Here is an 18,826-nt window from a genome sequence, read left to right as displayed (position 1 = left end):
GGGCGGTCGCCTGCCCGCAGTGCCGACTCCGCAGTGCCGACCCCGCAGTAAGGAACTCACCATGCCAGGTCATCCCCCCGGGAACGCCGCGACCGCGCCCGGCTCCCTCGCCGGCAACGCCATGGGGACCAAGGACCTCGTCTTCACGGTCCTGGCCGCGCTCGCCCCCCTGACCCTCATCGTCGCCGTCGCCCCCCTGCACTTCCTCAAGGGCGGCGCCGCCGTCCCCGGCGGCTACCTGGTCGCCGGGGTGGTCATGGCGCTGTTCGCCGTCGGTTTCATGACCATGAGCCGGTATGTGCGCAACGCGGGGGCCTTCTACGCCACCATCTCGCGCGGCCTGGGCAAGCCGGCGGGCTCGGGCGCGGCGATGCTCGCCGTCGTCGCCTACAACGCCCTGCAGATCAGCACGTACGGCGCGCTCGGCGTGTACGCGAACGAGACGTTCAAGAACTACTTCGACCGCGACGTGCCGTGGTGGGTGTTCGCGCTCGTCGGCCTGGTCTTCGTGGGGTGGCTCGGGTATCGGGGCATCCACACCAGCGCCCGGATCCTCGGGGCGCTGCTGGTGCTGGAGACGGCCGTGCTCGTCGTGCTGGCGGCCTACGTGCTGCTGAAGGGCGGCTCCGGCGAGTGGTCCGCCGCGTCGTTCGCGCCGAGCAGGGTCTTCGACCCGGGCAACAGCGCGATGTTCGCCCTGGTCGCCGGGGCGTTCATGGGCTTCGAGGCCACCGCGATCTTCAGTGAGGAGGCGCGGGGCGGCATCCGTACGGTCCGCCGGGCGACCTACATCGCGGTCGGGTTCATCGCCGTCTTCTACGCCTTCATCACCTGGGTCATCGTGATGGCCTACGGCGTCGGCAAGATCGGCGCCGCGGCCGAGGCCGACCCGGTCAACCTCGTCGTCGCCGTCTTCGACAGGTATGTGCCCGCCCCGATCACCGAGGTGATGCACATCCTGCTGCTGACCAGCGCGTTCGCCGCGCTGCTCGCGCTGCACAACGCGGCCAACCGCTACTTCTTCGCCATGGGCCGCGAGGGTCTGCTGCCCCGCGCGCTCGGCCGTACGCACCCGCGGACCAGGGCCCCCTGGACGGCCGGCCTCGTCCAGACCGTGCTGGCGGCCGTGGCCGTCGTCGTGTTCGCGGTCCTCGGGATCGACCCCTACCTCGGGCTGCTGCTGTGGGGCAGCGCGCTCGGGTTCCTCGGGATCATCTGCCTGTGGGCGCTGTGCTCCCTGGCGATCATCCGCTTCCTTCGCCGGGAGGCGCCCGGCGCCGGGATCTTCCGGACCACGATCGCCCCCGGGCTCAGTCTCGTCGCCCTGACCGTGGTGCTCGTCCTCGTCCTGACCAACCTGCCGCTGCTGACCGGCGCCGGCGCCGCGACCAACGTCGTGATCATCGGTCTCGGTGTGGTCGCCCTCGTCGCCGGCGTCGCCAGGGCCCTTTATCTGCGGACCCGCGCGCCCCGGCTCTACGCCGGGCTGGCCCAGACGTCCGTCGACGAGCCGCCCGCCGGGCGGCGGGAGGCGGCTGCCGGAAATGTCTGATCACGACATGTCGTCGGCCGGCGGCGGCCGGGGCTACCTCCCGCTCGACCTGGCCGGTGTGCTCAACGCGCCCCGTTCGCTGCTCGACGACGGAGACTCCTATCCGCTCGGGCCGCGTACGCTCTACGGTCTGCCGTTCCTGTTCGGCGACGAACGGGACGCCGAGGCGGCGCTGCTGCGTGTCGGCGGGCCCGGCCCGGCGACCGTCACCGTCGCCGTGGGCCGCAGGGTCACGTGGCTGGTGGTCGCCCACGCCCTGGAGACCCCGGACCTGTTCGACGGGCAGACGGCCGGTCAGCTCTGCGGTCACTACATCCTGGTCTACGACGACGGGACCACCGAGCGGCTGCCGGTGCGCCAGCGCCTGGAGATCGGGCCCACGCCCCGGCTGTGGAGCGACCGCGCCATCCCGCTCGACTGGGGCCAGACCCCGTTCCTGGCCGTCCCCGACGCCCAGCACCGGCTGATGCCCCGCACCCACGGGCGTTTCGACGCCGCCGGGGCGCGGTTCGTCGACATCGACGACCCGCAGGCGCGGTCGCCGTACGTCCTGCCGTACCGGTTCTACCTGTGGCCCTGCCGCAACCCCCGGCCCGAGCGGACGCTCCGCGCCCTGGAGATCCACTCCGCGGGCCCGGCCATCCTCGTCGGCGCGGTGACCACGAGCGAGCTCGACGAGGACCCCTTCGGCCGTACGGTGTGGCGCGACGTCCTGCTCGATCTCGGCCCGTCGGCGGGGCCGATCTCGGAGGACCTGGCGGTGACCGTCGACCGGGGCTCGGCGACCTACGTCTACCGCACGGTCGGGTCCGGCTCCGGCGACGCGGCGGCCGGGGGCACGCCGGCCTGGGGGACGCCGGTGGGGGAGCACCATCAGGGCTACGTACGCGTCGCCGCCACCCCGTCGGCCCGGCTGACGCTCACCCGCGGGGAGACGACGATCAGCGCCTGCGAGTGGGGGGAACTGCTCACCGCCGGGCGGCACGACGACGGCGGGGTCACCTGGCGCCTCCCCGACGCCGGGCGGGCCTGGGTGCGCACCACGGTCAGGGACGCGGCCACCGGTGAGCCGGTCCCGTGCCGGATCCACTTCCGCTCGGCCGACGGGGTGCCCTACCCGCCGCACGGCCATCACGGGCACATCAACTCCGACGGCAACACCTGGAACCTCGACATCGGCGGCGACGTCCGCCTCGGCACCACGACCTACTCCTACATCGACGGCTCCTGCGAGGGCTGGCTGCCACTGGGCGAGGTCACGGTCGAGGCGGCCCGCGGGTTCGAGTACGAGCCGCTGCACACCACGGTCACGATCCGGCCCGGCCAGAGCGAGCTCGACCTGACGCTGGCCAGGGTGACGGACCTGGCCGCCGGAGGCTGGCACAGCGGCGACACCCACGTGCACTTCGTCTCGACGCTGGGCGCGGAGCTGGAGGCCCGCGGCGAGGACGTCCGGGTCACCAACCTGCTGCTCAGCCAGTGGGGACACCTGTTCACCAACACCGAGGAGTTCACCGGGCGCCCGCACACCTCCCACGACGGACACACCCACGTGTTCGCCGGGCAGGAGAACCGCAGCGGCATGCTCGGCCACATCAACCTGCTCGGGCTGCGGCGCCCGATCATGCCGTGGTGCACCGGCGGCGCCGAGGAGGCGGAGCTCGGCGGCGGCCTGGAGACCACCCTGTCCCACTGGGCCGACGAATGCCACGAGCAGGGCGGCACCGTCGTGCTGGCGCACTTCCCCGTGCCCAACGGCGAGGCCGCGGCCCTGCTCGCCACCGGCAGGCTCGACGCCGTCGAGATGATCGCCTACGACGACTACAACATCAGGGAGTACTACCGCTACCTCAACGCCGGCTACCGCGTCAGCCTGGTGGGCGGCACCGACAAGATGAGCAGCGAGGTCCCGATCGGTCTCATCCGGACGTACGCGCACGTGCCGGCGGACGAGGAGTTCGACTACTGGTCCTGGTGCCGCGCCGTCCGGCGGGGAGCGACCTTCGCCACCAGCGGCCCGCTCCTGTGGTTCGCCGTCGACGGCCGTGAGCCGGGCCAGGAGGCGCGGGTGCCCGCGGGCGGCACCGTACGCGTCGACGCCCGCGTCCAGTCGATCTTCGACGTCGACCGGCTCGAGATCGTGGTCAACGGTCACGTCGTCGCCGAGCGCAGGCTCGACGCCCCCGGCCGGACGCTCGAACTCACCGCGGACGTGCCCGTGACCGAGGACAGCTGGATCGCCGCGCGCTGCTACGGACCGGGCGCCGGCGTCGCCCGGCACCACGACGTGTGGGCCAGGCCGATCATGGCGCACACGTCTCCGGTCTACCTGCGCACGGGCGAGGAGTACGCCCGTTTCGACGCGGCCACGGTCGAGCACATGCTGAACCTCATCGACGGCTCCCTCGCCTACATCGACGAGCGCAGCCGGCGTCTGTGGCCCGGTCAGGTCTGTCACCGGCACGGTCAGGAGGATCACCTGGCCTTCCTGCGGGCGCCGTTCCTGCAGGCCCGCGAACTGCTGCAGGCGCGTAAGACGGCCGCGTGAGCGCGCCGCCGGCGTGACCGCGGTACGGCTGCCGCCCGGTCCCGCTCGACGGGCGGGTGGCCGGCCCTGTCATCGATCTTCCTGATCGAGGTTGCCGTGCGCCTCCCGCGACAGGTCCTGCCAGTCGGCCCAGGTCTTGAGCCGGTCGGCGTAGACCTGCTGGAGCAACGGGTAGAAGCCGAGGCCGAAGAGTACTCGCAGGGGAGGGTTGTCGGAGTCGACGATCTTGAGAAGTGCCCGGGCCGCGGCGGCGGGGTCGCCGGCGGGCTGCTTTCCCGCGAACGCGGCGAGGCGCCGGCGGAGACCGTCGTAGATCGGGTCGGGCTCGGCCACGTGGCCGTTGTCGAGGGGATCGGGGTTCTTGCCGGACCGGGTGGCGAAGCCGCCGGGCTCGATCACGGTCACCTTGACGCCGAAGTCCGCGACCTCGTGGGCGAGGGTCTCGGCCAGGGCTTCCAGGGCCCACCTGGAGGCCTGGTACGCGCCGCCGAGCGGCATCGCGATGAGCCCGGCGGCCGAGGACATCTGGATGACGTGCCCCGAGCGCTGCTCGCGCAAGTAGGGCAGCGCGGCCTGGATCACCCACACCGCGCCGAACAGGTTGGTCTCGAACTGGTCGCGCAGGTGCTGCTCGGTCAGCTCCTCGATCGCGCCGGTCTGGGCATAGCCGGCGTTGTTCACGATGACGTCGAGACGGCCGAAATGCTCCTTGGCCCGCTTCACGCCCTCGAAGACGGCCGCCTTGTCGGTCACGTCCAGCTCCAGCGGAAGCACCGCCTCGCCGTAGGCGGCGACCAGTTCCTCAAGGCTCGCGGTGGTCCGCGCGGTCGCGGCGACCTTGTCACCGCGGGACAGTGCGGCCTCGACGAAGTTGCGGCCCAGGCCGCGGGACGAACCGGTGACGAACCAGACCTTGCTCATGATGTCTTTCCGTTCTTTCTGCGGTTGTCTGCTGCTTCACCCCCTAGACACACAACCCGGCACGGATATGACAGCAGCCGAGTGTGACCTGCGTCTCTCCCGGTACTGGTGGCACGGTACGCCCGCGGCTCGTGGTCGCCGCGGGCGTGTCGGGGAGCGGGCAGGGTTCCGGCGGTGTCTATATTCGGCAAACTGTTGACCTCCGTTAGGAATCTGCCTAACCTCCGGAGAAGGCGAGAGTCCCAGCTCGCTTCCGGACGAGGAGCTCGGTCATGCCGAAACCGTCAGCCACGCCCCCCAGCCCGATTCAGCTCCGACGCGCGGTGACCTCCAGTTTCCTGGGCAGTGTCATCGAGTACTACGACTTCCTGCTGTACGCCACGGCCTCGGCCGTGGTCTTCAACAAGGTCTTCTTCTCCTCGCTCGACTCGCTCACGGCGACGGTCGCCAGCTTCGGCACGTTCGCCACGGGCTACCTGGCCAGGCCGCTCGGCGGCGTGATCTTCGGTCACTACGGCGACCGGCTGGGGCGCAAGCGCATGCTCGTGCTGACCATGACCCTGATGGGCGTCGCCAGCTTCCTCATCGGCCTGCTCCCCACCTACGCGCAGATCGGCAGCCTCGCGCCCATCGCGCTCATCGTGCTGCGGGTCCTGCAGGGCGTGGCCGTCGGCGGCGAGTGGGGCGGCGCGGTGCTGATGTCCGCCGAGCACGCGACCAGCCGGCGCGGCCTGTGGGCGAGCTTCACCAACGCCGGGGCGCCCTTCGGCATGGTGCTGTCCACGGCGGTGCTCACCGGCACCGGCGCGCTCCTGGACGAACAGGCGTTCCTGAGCTGGGGCTGGCGGGTGCCGTTCCTGATCAGCATCGTGCTGCTGGCGATCGGCCTGTTCGTCCGGGCGCGGGTCCGGGAGACGCCGGTGTTCGAGGCCGCCAGGGAGCGGGCGTCCCGGGCGCCGCTGCTGGACGTGTTCCGCGACCACCCGAAGGCTCTGCTGCTCGGGGTCGGCGTCGGGCTGTCCGCCTTCGTGGCCCAGGGCACCCTCACGACCTACCTCATCGCGTACGGCGTGCGCGCCGGCTTCGCCAGGCAAGCGGTGCTGAACGCGCTCACGCTCTCATCCGCGCTGGCCGTCATCGGCATCGTCGGCTGGTCGGCGCTGTCCGACCGGGTCGGGCGCCGCCCGGTCGTGCTGGCGGGCGCGGTGCTCATGGCGGCGTACGGCTTCGTGCTCTTCCCGATGGTGGACTCCGGCAGCACGGCCGTGCTCGCCGTCGCGCTCGTGCTCGGCCAGGCGGTCGTCCACCCGCTGATGTACGGCCCGCTCGGAGCGTTGTACACCGAGCTGTTCTCCACCGGGAGCCGCTACACGGGAGCCTCGCTCGGCTACCAGCTCGCCGGGCTCGGAGCCGGTCTGGCACCGCTGTTGTTCGCCCAGCTCGACGCGTCGACCGGCGGCGGGACGACGACCATCTCGGTGATCATCGCCGCCTGCTGCCTGCTGACCGTGGTCTGCGTCCTGGCGCTGCGCGAGACCAGCCGCCGCGACCTGACCTCGGTCGTGACCGCGGCCCCGCCGCCCGGACACGTCGCCGACTCGGCGAAACCGTCCTCCGCCTGACGAGGGGTGCCACCGATGCGCAACGCAGGACTGGGAGGCTGGCCGGCACGCCGGGCCCAGATGAGCCCGGACCGCACCGCTTTCGTCTTCGCGGACCGGTCGTTCAGCTACGCGGAGGTCCACGAGCGGACGACGAGACTCGCGTCGCGGCTGCGTGACGCCGGGGTGCGGGCGGGGGACCGGGTCGCCTACCTCGGCCCCAACCACGTGGCCTTCGCCGAGACCATGTTCGCCACCCACGTGCTCGGGGGGATCTTCGTCCCGCTGAACTTCCGGCTGGCCGCGCCCGAGATCGCGTACATGCTGGAGGACTCGGGCGCGTCGGTCCTCGTCTACGCGCCGGAATGCGCGGATCGGTGTGCCGCGGCGGTGCGCGGGCTGCCGGGGCTGCGCACGGTCGTGGCGCTGGAGTCGCCGCTGGAAGGGGAGCGGCACTACGAGACCTGGCTGTCGCAGGGCGACCCGGCGCCGATCGACACCCGGGTGGCGCTCGACGACATCGCCCTCATCCTCTACACCTCGGGCACCACCGGCCGGCCCAAGGGCGCCATGCTCAGCCACGCCAACCTGGTGTGGAACTGCTTCCACATGCTCATCGGCGTGGACGTGACGAGCACCGAGGTGACGCTGATCAGCGCGCCGCTGTTCCACGTGGCGGCCCTGAACCAGACGCTGCTGCCGACCTTCCTCAAGGGCGGCACCTCGGTGGTCATGCCGTCCTGGGACGTCGACCAGTGCTACGACCTCATCGAGAAGCATCGGGTCACCTGGATGTTCGGGGTCACCGCGATGTTCGCCGCGTTCGCGCGGTCGCCGCGGTGGCCGCGCGCCGACCTGTCCTCGCTGCGCACCCTCATGTCCGGGGGAGCGGCGATCCCGGTCGCGCTGATCCGCACCTACCAGGAGCGGGGACTGGTCTTCTGCCAGGGCTACGGACTGACCGAGACATCGCCGGGCGCGACGTTCCTGGAGGCGGGCGAGAGCGTGCGCAAGGTGGGCTCCGCCGGGGTGCCGGTGTTCTTCGCCGACGTGCGCGTGGTGCGGCCCGACCTCGCCCCCGCGGCGCCCGGCGAGCCGGGCGAGGTGCTCATCCAGGGGCCGAACGTCACACCGGGCTACTGGCGGAACCCGGAGGCGACCGCCGCCGCGCTGACCGAGGGCGGCTGGTTCCGCTCCGGCGACATCGGCACGATGGACGACGAGGGACACCTCCACATCGTCGACCGGGTGAAGGACATGTACATCTCCGGCGGAGAGAACGTCTACCCGGCCGAGGTCGAGGGCGTGCTTTTCGAGCATCCGGCCGTGGCGGAGGCCGCCGTGGTCGGGGTGCCCGACGAGAAGTGGGGCGAGGTCGGCCGCGCCTTCGTCGTGCCGCGTCCCGGCGCCGACGTCACCCCCGGCGAGCTGCGGGACTTCCTCCGCCCCCGGCTCGCCAGGTACAAGCTCCCGGTCTACGTCGACATCGTCGGCGAGCTGCCCAAGACCGGCTCCGGCAAGATCCGCAAACCCGACCTGCGCCGGCGGCCCCTGCCCTCCGGCCCCGAGGAGTGATCTGTGATCGTCACGGAATTCGCGCGCAACCAGTGGTACGTGGCCGCCTACGGGAACGAGGTAGGACGGCGGCAGCTCGGCCGTACCATCCTGAACGAGCCGATCCTGCTCTACCGCACCGAGGACGGGCGAGCCGTGGCGATGGCCGACCGATGCGTGCACCGCAGGTTCCCCCTGTCGGAATCGCCCAGCCACCTCGTCGGCGACCGCGTGGTGTGCGGCTACCACGGCTTCACCTACGGCCCGGACGGCGTCTGCGTCGCCGTGCCCGCGCAGCAGCGCATCCCGCGCACCGCGCGGCTGCGCACCTACCCCGTGGTGGAGCAGGACTCGTTCGTCTGGGTGTGGATCGGCGACCGCGAGCCGGGTGACACGCTGCCGCCGCGCGCCCCCTGGCTGGTCGCGCCCGGCTACACCACGGTGAGCGGGATGGAGCCGCTGAACGCGAGGTACGGCCTGCTCGTGGACAACCTTCTCGACCTGTCCCACGAGACGTACCTGCACGGCGGGTACATCGGCACTCCCGAGGTGGCCGAGACGCCGATCACCACGGAGGTCGACGAGGAGGCGGCCGTCGTCTACGTCAGCCGGCACATGGACGATGCGGCCTGCCCGCCGTTCTACTCCGAGTCGACCGGCATCAAGGGCCGGATCACCCGCTGGCAGGACATCGAGTATCACCCGCCGTGCCTGTACCTGCTGCACAGCCGGATCGCCCCGGTCGGGTCGCCACCGCCCGCCGCCGACGGCACGGACCCGCACGCCTTCCACGTCGAGGTCGTGTACGCCATCACCCCGTCGACCGACAGCAGCACCTACGACTTCTGGGCGGTGGCGCGCGACTTCGCGCTCGACGACGAGAAGGTCTCGGACTTCCTGCGGGACAGCAACCGCACCGTCGTGCTGCAGGACGTGGCCGCGCTCAACACGCTGGAGCGGGTCCTCGCCGCGGAACCGGACCGATACCAGGAGCTGTCGGTGAACATCGACACCGGCGGGCTCGCCGCCCGCCGCCTCCTCGCCCGGATGGCCGGGGCCGGAGCCGTACGACCGGAGGCCGCCGCCCGATGAACGCGGACGACGCCGAGGCGGGGGCGGGCCGCACCGTCTACCGCATCCACTGGCTGCCGGGGACGGACCGGCTGCACGCCTCCTGCTTCTGCGGGGCGGAGCAGGAGTTCGAGGACCCGGTGGTCCTCTGGGACTGGCTGCTCGGCCATCCCGAGGGCCACCGGCCCCGCCCCGCGGCGGAGCACGGCTCCCCGGTCCCGGCCGCCGCGCTCGCCTGAACCGTGCCGGGAGACGCGCCGAGCGAGACGGCGAGCACACGAGAAAGGGATGACCACGCGATGCCCCTCGGGGAACCGGAGCTCGATCTGAAGGTGGCGGGCAGGACGCCCGTCGCCGAGGGCGTCGTCCTCCTGCGTCTCGTCCGCCCCGACGGAGGGCCGCTGCCCGCCTGGACGCCGGGCGCCCACGTCGACCTGCTACTCGGCGAGGGACTGGTCAGGCAGTACTCGCTGTGCGGCGACCCGGGCGATTCCTCGGCCTTCCAGGTGGCGGTGCTCCGGGAGCCGGACGGGCGGGGCGGCTCCGCGTACGTGCACGACCGGGTCGCCGAGGGCGACACCATCCGGGTGCGCGGGCCCCGCAACCGCTTCGACCTGGCCGAGTCGCCCCGCTACCTGTTCGTCGCCGGCGGCATCGGCATCACCCCGATCCTGCCCATGATCGAGGAAGCCGCGCGGCGCCAGGCCGAGTGGCGGCTGGTGTACGGCGGGCGCACCCGGGCCTCGATGGCGTTCGCCGACCGGCTCGCGCGAGACCATCCGGGCCGGGTTCAGCTGTGCCCGCAGGACGAGACCGGCCTGCTCGACCTGGACACGCTGCTCGGGGTCCCGCGTACGGACACCCTCGTCTACTGCTGCGGGCCCGAGCCGCTGCTGGCGGCGGCGCAGGAGCGGTGCGCCCCGTGGCCCGCGGGGGCGTTGCGGGTCGAACGCTTCGCGCCCGCCGGCCGCGAGGACGACACGCCGTCGGGCACGTTCGACGTGGAGCTGGCCCTGACGGGCGCGACGCTGACCGTGCCGGAGGGCCGTTCGATCCTGGAGGTGGTCGAGGAGGCGGGCGTCCAGGTGCTCTCCTCCTGCCGCGAGGGCACCTGCGGCACCTGCGAGACGGCGGTCCTCGACGGCGTCCCCGACCACCGCGACCACCTGCTCACCGAGGAGGAGCGCGCGGCCGGGGACGTGATGTTCATCTGCGTGTCGCGGGCCCGGTCGGCCCGCCTCGTCCTCGACCTCTGATGTCCTCGAACTTCGGGGCGATCGCCTTCACGTTCGGGCCGCTCGCGGGCGCGGTGGTGCCCCGGTGGACGAGGGTGGCGGTCGGGCACCGGCGTTCGGCGACCGGCTCGCCCGCCATGAGTTCCAGCAGGGACTCGGCGACCAGCTGCCCGAACCGGTGGACGTCGAGACTCATCGTGGTGAGCGGAGGGGACGCGAGCCTGCACAGGCTGGAGTCGTCCCAGGCGATCAGGCTGAGATCGCGGGGAACGTCGTAGCCGAGCTCCCTGACGGTGTCGAGGCTCGCGACCGCCATCAGGTCGTTGTCGTAGATGATCGCCGTCGGCGGGTCGGGCCGTTCCAGCAGCATCGCCGTGAGCTTCGCTCCGGACTCCTCCGAGTAGTCCCCCTCCACCACGACGGGTTCCACGCCTGCCGAACGCATGCTGTCCACGAGGGCCTCGGTGCGGATGCGCGTGTGGATCAGAGTGTCCGGCCCGCTCACGCGTGCGATTCGGCGGTGCCCGAGCCCGCTCAGGTGGGCGACGGCGTCCCGTACGGCGCCGGCGTCGTCGGTGCGGACGGCGGGGGCGTCGCCCTCCGGCTCGCCCGCGACCACCGCCGGCAGGCCGAGCGCGCGCAGGACGGCGGGTCTGCCGTCGTCCACCGTCCGATTCACGAGGACGACCGCGTCGACGCTCCGGTTGGCCGCCCACCGGCGGTACGCGGCGATCTCGGCGTCATGGGTGGGGACGACGTGCAGCAGCACGGACTGACCGTGCTCGGCCAGATGCTCTTCGATGCCCGCGATGAACTCCATGAAGAACGGTTCCGCACCCAGCAGCCGGGGCGGCCTCGCCAGCACCAGGCCCACGGCCGCGGCCGCGCTCACCACGTCACCCGCGCGTCGCGGCCCGCGACATCGTCCTGTCCCGGGTCACCCGCCGCCTGAATGCGCTGTACGCCGTGCGACGTTTCGCGGATCATCCGCCCTGTCTCCTCCTTGGCAGGGAACGGAAACCTGGTGGTCCCAGCCCGGTTGATCAGCCTACCGAAGCGAGGGGCGCGTCCGGCCGCGGCGGATCTCGCCGAGAACGGCCGCGGACGACGGGCCGCGGCAGGGTCACGAGACAGCGGCGGACTCGGCGCCGGGTCTCTCGGAAAGGCGCGTGCCCTGGCTGAGGGGCACCAGTTCCGACTCCAGCACGAGTGCGGCGGCCCCGACGGCGGAGGCCGTGGCGGCCGAGCGCGACAACCGGACGTCCACGACGTGCGTGCCGCGGGAGAAGGCCGTGCGCCGGAGCTCCCGTTGGACGACGGGGAGGTAGACCGAGCCGGCGACGGCGAATCCCGGCCCGGTCAGCACGAGGACTTCGAGATCCATGATGTTGGCCAGAGTCCGGGCGGCCGCCGCGATGTAGCGGGCCGACCTCTCCAGTAGCGCGAGCGCCCCCGGCTCCCCCCTGCGGGCGGCCCGGCTGACTGCGGCGAAGTCGGCGGTGGTCGAGGCTCGTATCCCGCGGGTCCCCAGGCCGACGGTCCTGGTCAGGGCCGGGTCGGCCCGCACGGCCTGCACGACCGCGGCGGCGCCGGCCATCGCCTCCACGCAGCCGCGGGCCCCGCACCAGCACTCGGGGCCGTCGATGTCGACGCAGACGTGCCCGAACTCGCCCGCGTTGCCACTGGGACCGCGGTAGGTGATGCCGTTGATGACCAGGCCGGCGCCGATCCCGGTGCCCAGGTAGACGACCGCCGAAGACGTGGTGGTGCCCAGGCCGCCGGACCAGTGCTCGCCCAGGGCGGCGGCGGTGGCGTCGTTGTCGAGCACCACCGGCAGGCCTGTCGCCTGTTCGAGCGCCCGGGCCAGGGGGAACCCCTGCCAGTGCCGCATGGTCGGAGGGGCGAGGCCGGTGCCCCGCGTGGAGCCGAGGGGGCCGGGGGAGACCAGGCCGACGCCCAGGACGCGCTCGCGCTCCACGCCGACGCTCTCGATCAGGCCGGAGATCTCCGCCGCCGTCCTCGTCACGACCGTCCGGGGTTCGTCCGCGCCCGCGCCGCGCCTGGTGATGCGAGCCACCACGGTCCCGGAGAGGTCGGTCAGGACATGTGTCACGCCGTCGTGGTCGAGGTGCACGCCGACCGCGTAGCGGGCGGTGTGGTTGAGCTGGAGCAGAACCCGCCTCTTCCCGCCGGTCGACTCGGCGTGGCCGGTCTCGACCACCAGGCCTTCCTCGATCAGCCTGCGGACCAGCGCGGAGATCGTGGGGCCGGTGAAACCGGTGGCGGCGGCCAGGCCGACGCGGCTGATCGTGCCCGCGGCCCTGATGGCGTCAAGGACGGCGGCCTTGCTGCTCGCGTGCGGCTTCGCCTTCACTCCTGTGCTCACTGCCGTCTCGTCTCGACTTCGATCACCTCGGCCACCGTGAGCGTACAAGCCCTGGCCGCGCCCCTGTGGCGGCCGGAACAGGCCCCGCGTGCGGAACGGGCCGAGGCAGGGCCCGACTGAAAGTTTCACCCTTCGTTGACTTACTTAAGTCGCCTACTTAAGAATCTCGCACTGTTTATTCAGACTCGCCAGGCAGGAGAGGAAATCGATGAAATTTCGTGTCGCCTGGGCGACAGCAGCCGCGGTCGGCCTCGTCGCCGCCGCCGGTGCGGCGGTCATCACCGGTCCGGCATCCGCCGCCGGCGCGGGCTGCTCGGTCAAGTACAAGGTCGTGAGCGAGTGGCAGGGCGGATTCCAGGGTGACGTGTCGATCACCAATCTGGGGGACTCGTGGTCCGGCTGGACCCTCGAATTCGACTTTCCCAATGCCGGCCAGGGAGTGAACAACGGCTGGAGCGCCGACTGGTCGCAGTCCGGCTCGCACGTGACCGCCAAGAACCTGAGCTGGAACGGCACCGTCGCCTCGAACGGCTCGGTGTCGGTCGGCTTCATCGGCAAGTGGAGCGGCGGCAACCCGGCGCCCGCCGCCTTCAAGATCAACGGTGTCGCCTGCGGCGGCGCCACCACCAGCCCGAGTCCGAGTCCGAGCCCGAGCCCGAGTCCGAGTCCGAGTCCGAGCCCCAGTCCCAGCCCGAGTCCGAGCCCTGATCCGGAAGGACCCGCGCCGCAGCTGCACGTCTCCGGCAACAAGATCGTCACTGCGGCCGGCAAGCCGTACCGGCTGCTGGGCGTCTCCCGCTCCAGCGGCGAGTTCGCCTGCGTCCAGGGCAAGGGGATGTGGGACTCCGGCCCAGTGGACCAGGCGTCGGTCGACGCGATGAAGAGCTGGAACATCCACGCCGTCCGCATCCCGCTCAACGAGGAGTGCTGGCTCGGCCTCAACGGCTCGCCCAGCGGCACCGCCTACCAGCAGGAGGTCAAGAAGTACGCGGACCTGCTGGTCGCCAACGGCATCACGCCGATCCTCGACCTGCACTGGACCTCGGGCGCCTACAGCAACGGACCGGACTGGCACTGCAAGGACGCCACCGCGACGTGCCAGAAGCCGATGCCGGACGCGCAGTACGCTCCCCAGTTCTGGACCGGCGTCGCGAAGACCTTCAAGGGCGACAACGCGGTGGTCTTCGATCTGTTCAACGAGCCGTACCCGGAGGTCGGCAGCGACTGGAACAAGACCTTGGGCTGGCAGTGCCTGCGAGACGGCGGCACCTGCACCGGCATTCCCTATGAGGTGGCCGGCATGCAGGACCTCGTCGACGCGGTCCGGGCGACCGGCGCGACCAACGTCCTCATGGTGGGCGGCCTGGAGTGGGCCAACGACATGCGGGAGTGGCTGGCGTACAAGCCGAACGACCCGCTGAACAACATCGCCGCATCCTGGCACTCCTACAGCTTCAACGCCTGCGCCACGGCGTCCTGCTGGGACACCCAGGTCGCCCCGCTCGCCGCGAAGGTCCCCGTGGTGACCGGTGAATTCGGGGCGGACAACTGCGGCTACGACTACATGGACCAGCTCACGAAGTGGGCGGACAAGAACGGCGTGTCGTACCTCGCCTGGACCTGGAGCCCGTGGGGCTGCAGCACGGGCGCTGTGCTCATCAAGGACTACGCCGGCACCCCCGAGCCGGGCATCGGCGAGGGCTACAGGGCGCACCTTCTCACCCAGAACCCCTACGCGTGACACCTGTCCCGACCGCAGGTGACACCCGGCCGTAGGTGACACACCGGGACCCGCCGCCGCGGCGGCGGCGGGTCCTTCTGGCCGATCTCCCCGGCCTCCCGACTCACCGCGAGGCCCCGAAGCGGCCGGCGGTAGCGGTGGTGGGCGGCGCGGAACCACGGCAGCCGTCAAGGGTGGTGGCCGGATCCGACCACGCGTTATCACTGATTGCGATTGTGTCGATGCATGTCGTCACCGATACTCGTCCGGTGGACACCGCACCGGGGAGGTTCAGGTGACTCGAGCCTGGCGTGGCAGGACCATCACGGCGGTCGTGGCCGCGACCGCGCTCCTCGCCGTTCCCGCGTCCTCGAGTGCGGCCTCCAGGGGCCCGGTCTTCACGGGCCCGACTTCTTCGGGCCCGGTCTCTTCCGGCGCGGCCGGACCCGGCGGTGACCGGCCGATCGACTGTCGTGGCTGGCTCCGGCCGGACCCCGGCAGCGTGAAGAACGCCAAACCCGTGTATTCGCTGACGAGCGAGAAGTGGGGCGGCGAGGTGGGCGTCACGCTCTGGCGCGGTGACGCGGGCGCGCGCGGCGAGTGGCACTACTGGGCGGCACTCACCGGCCGCACGCGCCCGGGTGACGCGGTCTGGCTCTCCGTCTGGCCGCCGGGCGGCGGCCCGTGGCATCGGTGCGGCCCCTTCCCGGTGGGGCGCGACGGCCAGGCGGTCACCTCTCCGATGGCGGTCTGGCGGGACTTCACCCTCGTGAAAGCGTGCGGCCGGCACGACGACGTCAGCGCGTGCGGACGTGACAAGGGCGCGATGGTGGAGTGACTCCCGTTGGTGCCGGCCGGAGCGGGCCGGCACCGGGATCAGCGGGTCAGCTCGTCGCGCAGGGCGAGCCGTTGAGTGTGAACTGCTTGGGTGCGGGGTTGGCGTCGTTGTCGGAGCGGCCGAGGAGACCGAAGGTCACGCTGCCGCCGTTCGCCGCGATCGTGGCGTTTGGTTGGTGACCGTGTACGTCACCGTGCAGGCGGTGGCCGGCGTCGGCGAGGGAGAAGCCGAGGGGGAGGGCGAGGGGGACGGCGGCGGGCCGGCGCCCGCGGGGATCACGACGGTGCTGATCGAGTTCGCCGGGAACGTGCCGGTGAAGCCTTCGGCCCCGGCTTGCACGTCGGCGTCGCGCCTGACGGCCGACGTGTCGGCCGCGCCGTACCGGTAGACCTGCGCGGTCGCTCCGCCGTCGCGTCCCTTGACGGCGACCTTGCTGGTCAGATCGTCGCCGGTCCTGTTCACCGCGACGAGCGTGAGCGCCTTGTCGGAGGCTCGCTCGGCGGCGTACACCGCCAGCTTGCCCTGGTCGGCGCTGGCCGCGCCGACCGCCGTCTCGCCGAACCTGCCGCCCTTGCCGTCGTAGTTCAGGTACATGCGGAAGGCGTACGCGCCGGGCTGGGAGGCCGTGGGCGGCCCTCACAGCGTGGCGAGGTCGAGGCCCTCCCGGCCGAAGACGCCCAGGATGTCGGCCTGTGCCAGGGCGCCGTTGATGTGGTCGAGGGCGTCCCAGTTGTACTCGGTGATCGCGGTTTTGGTGCCGGGATACTCGGCGGCCACCAGTTCCTTCATCCGCGGGATCGGCCGGACCCGGGTGCCGATCCAGCTCTCGTCCGTGTACGACGGGTCCCACAGCGCCCGGGTGGAGCGCAGCCGCAGGGCGTCGGTGGCCGGGTCGCCGCCGGAGCCGAAGGAGATGCCGGACGCCTGCGGGTAGAAGTGCTCGTCGAAGTAGTCGAGGACGCGCAGGCCGTGCTCGTCCTCGTACTTCTTCATCTGCCGCAGATACCGGGTGGTGAACGGAAGGCCGCCGCGGACCTCCTTGTCCGGCGGGTTCGACCAGCAGTTGGTCCGGCCGCAGGTCTCCTGGTCGAGACCGGAGTAGTCCCAGGAGGACCAGTCCCAGCCGACCGGGCCGAGTGTCTTCGCGCCGGGGTCGGCGGCCATGACGGCGGCGCCGATGAGATAGGCCTTGTCACGCAGCTCGACCGAGCTCGCGCCCTCGGGGTGGACGTCCCGGTGCGTGCCGTGCCAGATGTCGGGCTCGTTGTCGAGGTTGTAGAACTTGACGCCGCCGCCCGAGGCGGTGCCATACCTGCCGGTGAGGTGGCCGATCCAGTCCTTCACGTACGCCGGCCGGCCTCGACGCTCGTGTCGTGGGGGTCGTTTCCGGTGATCTTCGTGCCGTCGGGCTTCACGCCGTTGCCGCAGTCGGGCCGCCACTGGTCGGTCTGCTGCTGCGGGCCGTACTTGGCGACGGAGAACCCGCAGGAGGCGTCGCGCCCTTGGGGACCTAGCCGATCAGGGGGACGGTGAGGATGGTGTCGGTGCCGGTGCGCCGGTCCTGCTCGACGAACCGGTCGGCCGTCGAGCCGTCCGGCAGTTGCGACGGGTCGGCGTCGTCCTCGGCGATGTTCTCGAAGAACCAGTCGGAGGCGCGGTCGCTGGTGTCGTACCGGTAGTTGTAGCGGGTCGTCGCGTTGCCGCCCTAGCGGCGCACCGGCAGGCGCAGTTCCTTGGCCAGCGCTTCGTCGGCGAAGTTCATGCCGTAGATGTATGGGCTGATGGGGTGCCGCCCGGTGGTGGTGTCCACCGTCAGCGCCGGGCCGTCGGCGGCCGCGAGGGCGGGCGAGACCCCAGTGGGGGACAAGAACGAGGTTCGCCCGAGCGCCCGTGAGCAACCACCACGCCAGCCCTCCGATGGAAGTTTCAGGAGAGCGGGCGGTGATCATCTCGCCGGCCGGTGAGCCGTTCCACGACCGCAGGCGAGGCGTGACCCGTGCCCGGGCCGTCTTAGAGCGCGCGGCGGAGCCACTCCTCGACGCCCGCCACGTGGACCGTGGCCCACGCCCTGGCCACCTCCGGGCTCCGGGCCGCGATCGCGTCGCAGATCATCACATGCTGCTCGCGGGTGTCGTCGAGTGCCCCCTCCTGAGTGAGACCGCGCCATACCCGGGCCCGCGTCGTCGGCCCCGAGAGGCTGTCGATGAGCGAGCACAGCACGGGATTGCCCGACGCCGCGGCGATGCGGCGGTGGAAGAGCAGGTCGTTGGCGACCAACTCCTCCACACTCGGGTCGCGGGGCAGCGCGTCGAGGATGGCCCGCAGCTCCTTGACCTCCTCGTCCGGCATGTTCAGCGCGGCCTTCGCGGTGGCGGCGGGTTCCAGGATCCGCCGCACCTCCAGGAACTGCAGCACGGTGTCGTCGCGGTGGAAGTCCACGACGAACGACATCGCCTCGAGAAGCAGGTGAGGCTGGAGACTTGTGACGTAGGTGCCGTCGCCCTGCCGTACGTCGAGCACGTTGATCAGCGCGAGGGCGCGGACGGCCTCCCGCAGGGAGTTGCGGGACAGGCCGAGCCGTTCGGCCAGATCGGCCTCCTTCGGCAGCCGGTCACCCGGAGCGAGCTCACCCGACATGATCATTTGCTTGATCTTGTCGATCGCCGCGTCCGTGACCGCCACCGCGCCGCCTCCACTGTTGTCGTCCCGCGGACGAGACCGCATACATCGGACGTCTAGCAGTGTAGAGGAGGAGGAAGTGCGAGAGGCGCGCCACGTTCGCGGGCGGCGGTGCGCCGAGCCCGCCGGGCGGAACGAGCCGGTCCGCGCGGGTCCGCGCGGACCGGCTCTGATCGGCCTTCATCGCGAGGTCAGCCGCGGGTCCAGCGCTGGTTGGCGGCGCCGCTGCAGGACCAGATCTGGAGCTTGGCGCCGTTGGCGGTCGAATTGTTGGGTACGTCGAGACACTTGTTCGCCCCGACGGCCGTGAGGGTGCCGTCGGAGTTGAAGCGCCACTTCTGGTTGTTCTGGCCGTTGCAGTCCCAGATGATCACGCTGGTGCCGTCGGCGGTGCCGGCGCCGTTCACGTCGAGGCACTTGTTGCCGTAGACGCGCAGCTCACCGGAGCTGGTGGAGGTCCACTGCTGGTTGGCCTGGCCGTTGCAGTCCCAGATCTGCGCCTGGGCGCCGTTGGTCTGGGAGGCGCCGTTGACGTCCAGGCACCGGCCCGAGCCCGTGTTCCTGATCGCGCCGCCGGAGCCGGGATCCGGGGTCGACGTCCCGCCGTTGAGTGCGTTGAGGACGGAGGTGTAGGCCTGCTTCTTGTTGTAGTTGCCGTCGAACAGCAGCGGGGTGTCGCCGCTGCGCCAGGAGTATTTGTCGGTGATGCCCCACACGGTGA

Annotated in this window: 17 protein-coding genes and 1 pseudogene; 9 read left to right on the top strand and 9 right to left on the bottom strand. The window is 71.5% G+C overall.

The annotated features are described in order from the left end of the window. The first annotated feature begins 61 nt into the window (after positions 1 to 61). Together AB0O28_RS21165 and AB0O28_RS21160 are read left to right on the top strand one after the other, a co-directional pair. Positions 62 to 1,552 (top strand): APC family permease, encoded by a 1,491-nt coding sequence (locus tag AB0O28_RS21165; RefSeq protein ID WP_363642609.1) that lies wholly within the window; start codon positions 62 to 64, stop codon positions 1,550 to 1,552. Further along, complete coding sequence (locus AB0O28_RS21160; protein ID WP_363642607.1) at positions 1,545 to 4,100, top strand: CehA/McbA family metallohydrolase; 2,556 nt, start codon at positions 1,545 to 1,547, stop codon at positions 4,098 to 4,100. The genes AB0O28_RS21165 and AB0O28_RS21160 overlap by 8 nt, the downstream gene beginning before the upstream one ends. A gap of 69 nt (positions 4,101 to 4,169) precedes the next feature. On the opposite strand, the gene AB0O28_RS21155 is transcribed toward AB0O28_RS21160, so the two are convergent. Beyond that, positions 4,170 to 5,021, bottom strand: coding sequence for an SDR family NAD(P)-dependent oxidoreductase (locus AB0O28_RS21155; protein ID WP_363642605.1), 852 nt, complete (start codon positions 5,019 to 5,021; stop codon positions 4,170 to 4,172). Positions 5,022 to 5,293: 272 nt separating this feature from the next. Here AB0O28_RS21155 and AB0O28_RS21150 point away from each other — a divergent pair, with 272 nt between their 5' ends. From AB0O28_RS21150 to AB0O28_RS21130, 5 genes are read left to right on the top strand one after another with little or no spacing between them, the layout of a single operon-like run. Further along, a complete protein-coding gene (locus AB0O28_RS21150) occupies positions 5,294 to 6,643 on the top strand; it encodes an MFS transporter (protein ID WP_363642603.1) in 1,350 nt (449 codons plus the stop codon). 15 nt (positions 6,644 to 6,658) lie between these two features. Next, the gene (locus tag AB0O28_RS21145) at positions 6,659 to 8,197 is read left to right on the top strand and encodes a long-chain fatty acid--CoA ligase (protein ID WP_363642601.1); all 1,539 of its coding nucleotides are present in this window, start codon (positions 6,659 to 6,661) and stop codon (positions 8,195 to 8,197) included. Positions 8,198 to 8,200: 3 nt separating this feature from the next. Beyond that, the gene (locus tag AB0O28_RS21140) at positions 8,201 to 9,268 is read left to right on the top strand and encodes an aromatic ring-hydroxylating dioxygenase subunit alpha (RefSeq protein WP_363642599.1); all 1,068 of its coding nucleotides are present in this window, start codon (positions 8,201 to 8,203) and stop codon (positions 9,266 to 9,268) included. Further along, positions 9,265 to 9,486: a hypothetical protein gene (locus AB0O28_RS21135; RefSeq protein ID WP_363642597.1), complete on the top strand. Its 222-nt coding sequence runs from the start codon at positions 9,265 to 9,267 to the stop codon at positions 9,484 to 9,486. The genes AB0O28_RS21140 and AB0O28_RS21135 overlap by 4 nt, the downstream gene beginning before the upstream one ends. A gap of 60 nt (positions 9,487 to 9,546) precedes the next feature. Further along, positions 9,547 to 10,503 (top strand): PDR/VanB family oxidoreductase, encoded by a 957-nt coding sequence (locus AB0O28_RS21130; RefSeq protein WP_363642595.1) that lies wholly within the window; start codon positions 9,547 to 9,549, stop codon positions 10,501 to 10,503. Here AB0O28_RS21130 and AB0O28_RS21125 read toward each other — a convergent pair. After that, entirely contained in the window at positions 10,454 to 11,374 is a 921-nt protein-coding gene (locus AB0O28_RS21125) for a substrate-binding domain-containing protein (RefSeq protein WP_363642593.1), read from the bottom strand. The two genes, AB0O28_RS21130 and AB0O28_RS21125, sit on opposite strands and share 50 nt — an antisense overlap. 231 nt (positions 11,375 to 11,605) lie before the next feature. Further along, positions 11,606 to 12,868, bottom strand: a complete 1,263-nt coding sequence (locus tag AB0O28_RS21120; protein WP_363642591.1) for an ROK family transcriptional regulator — start codon at positions 12,866 to 12,868, stop codon at positions 11,606 to 11,608. Positions 12,869 to 13,076: 208 nt separating this feature from the next. Between AB0O28_RS21120 and AB0O28_RS21115 the strand changes: the two genes are divergently transcribed. Continuing rightward, positions 13,077 to 14,609, top strand: a complete 1,533-nt coding sequence (locus AB0O28_RS21115) for a cellulase family glycosylhydrolase (RefSeq protein WP_363642589.1) — start codon at positions 13,077 to 13,079, stop codon at positions 14,607 to 14,609. Between the two features lie 274 nt (positions 14,610 to 14,883). Then, positions 14,884 to 15,426: a hypothetical protein gene (locus tag AB0O28_RS21110; RefSeq protein WP_363642587.1), complete on the top strand. Its 543-nt coding sequence runs from the start codon at positions 14,884 to 14,886 to the stop codon at positions 15,424 to 15,426. Between the two features lie 135 nt (positions 15,427 to 15,561). Here AB0O28_RS21110 and AB0O28_RS21105 read toward each other — a convergent pair whose 3' ends face one another. From AB0O28_RS21105 to AB0O28_RS21080, 6 genes and pseudogenes are all read right to left on the bottom strand, one after another. Continuing rightward, the gene (locus AB0O28_RS21105; RefSeq protein ID WP_363642585.1) at positions 15,562 to 16,020 is read right to left on the bottom strand and encodes a hypothetical protein; all 459 of its coding nucleotides are present in this window, start codon (positions 16,018 to 16,020) and stop codon (positions 15,562 to 15,564) included. A 42-nt stretch (positions 16,021 to 16,062) separates the two neighbouring features. Further along, positions 16,063 to 16,856 (bottom strand): annotated as a pseudogene (locus AB0O28_RS21100) (glycoside hydrolase family 44 protein); the annotation flags it as partial. An 80-nt stretch (positions 16,857 to 16,936) separates the two neighbouring features. Continuing rightward, a complete protein-coding gene (locus AB0O28_RS21095) occupies positions 16,937 to 17,056 on the bottom strand; it encodes a hypothetical protein (protein ID WP_363642988.1) in 120 nt (39 codons plus the stop codon). Positions 17,057 to 17,131: 75 nt separating this feature from the next. Further along, positions 17,132 to 17,293 (bottom strand): hypothetical protein, encoded by a 162-nt coding sequence (locus AB0O28_RS21090; protein WP_363643002.1) that lies wholly within the window; start codon positions 17,291 to 17,293, stop codon positions 17,132 to 17,134. Between the two features lie 143 nt (positions 17,294 to 17,436). Beyond that, positions 17,437 to 18,150 carry a FadR/GntR family transcriptional regulator gene (locus AB0O28_RS21085; protein ID WP_363642584.1) on the bottom strand — a complete coding sequence of 238 codons (714 nt, stop codon included), beginning with the start codon at positions 18,148 to 18,150 and terminating at the stop codon, positions 17,437 to 17,439. A 146-nt stretch (positions 18,151 to 18,296) separates the two neighbouring features. Then, positions 18,297 to 18,826, bottom strand: a 530-nt coding sequence (locus AB0O28_RS21080) for a ricin-type beta-trefoil lectin domain protein (protein ID WP_363642582.1), incomplete at its 5' end; no start/stop codon positions are given.

It is taken from the genome of Microbispora sp. NPDC088329 (assembly GCF_040685655.1).
Lineage (GTDB): Bacteria > Actinomycetota > Actinomycetes > Streptosporangiales > Streptosporangiaceae > Microbispora.
Note: the sequence above shows the minus strand (reverse complement) of the source record. Positions and strands in the feature narration are given on the sequence as shown.

What these genes read in the sequence shown, in the direction of transcription:
- AB0O28_RS21165 (WP_363642609.1), top strand. Translation starts at nt 62, where the DNA reads ATGCCAGGTCATCCCCCCGGGAACGCCGCGACCGCGCCCGGCTCCCTC.
- AB0O28_RS21160 (WP_363642607.1), top strand. Translation starts at nt 1,545, where the DNA reads ATGTCTGATCACGACATGTCGTCGGCCGGCGGCGGCCGGGGCTACCTC.
- AB0O28_RS21155 (WP_363642605.1), bottom strand. Translation starts at nt 5,021, where the DNA reads ATGAGCAAGGTCTGGTTCGTCACCGGTTCGTCCCGCGGCCTGGGCCGC.
- AB0O28_RS21150 (WP_363642603.1), top strand. Translation starts at nt 5,294, where the DNA reads ATGCCGAAACCGTCAGCCACGCCCCCCAGCCCGATTCAGCTCCGACGC.
- AB0O28_RS21145 (WP_363642601.1), top strand. Translation starts at nt 6,659, where the DNA reads ATGCGCAACGCAGGACTGGGAGGCTGGCCGGCACGCCGGGCCCAGATG.
- AB0O28_RS21135 (WP_363642597.1), top strand. Translation starts at nt 9,265, where the DNA reads ATGAACGCGGACGACGCCGAGGCGGGGGCGGGCCGCACCGTCTACCGC.
- AB0O28_RS21130 (WP_363642595.1), top strand. Translation starts at nt 9,547, where the DNA reads ATGCCCCTCGGGGAACCGGAGCTCGATCTGAAGGTGGCGGGCAGGACG.
- AB0O28_RS21115 (WP_363642589.1), top strand. Translation starts at nt 13,077, where the DNA reads ATGAAATTTCGTGTCGCCTGGGCGACAGCAGCCGCGGTCGGCCTCGTC.
- AB0O28_RS21105 (WP_363642585.1), bottom strand. Translation starts at nt 16,020, where the DNA reads ATGTACCTGAACTACGACGGCAAGGGCGGCAGGTTCGGCGAGACGGCG.
- AB0O28_RS21085 (WP_363642584.1), bottom strand. Translation starts at nt 18,150, where the DNA reads ATGCGGTCTCGTCCGCGGGACGACAACAGTGGAGGCGGCGCGGTGGCG.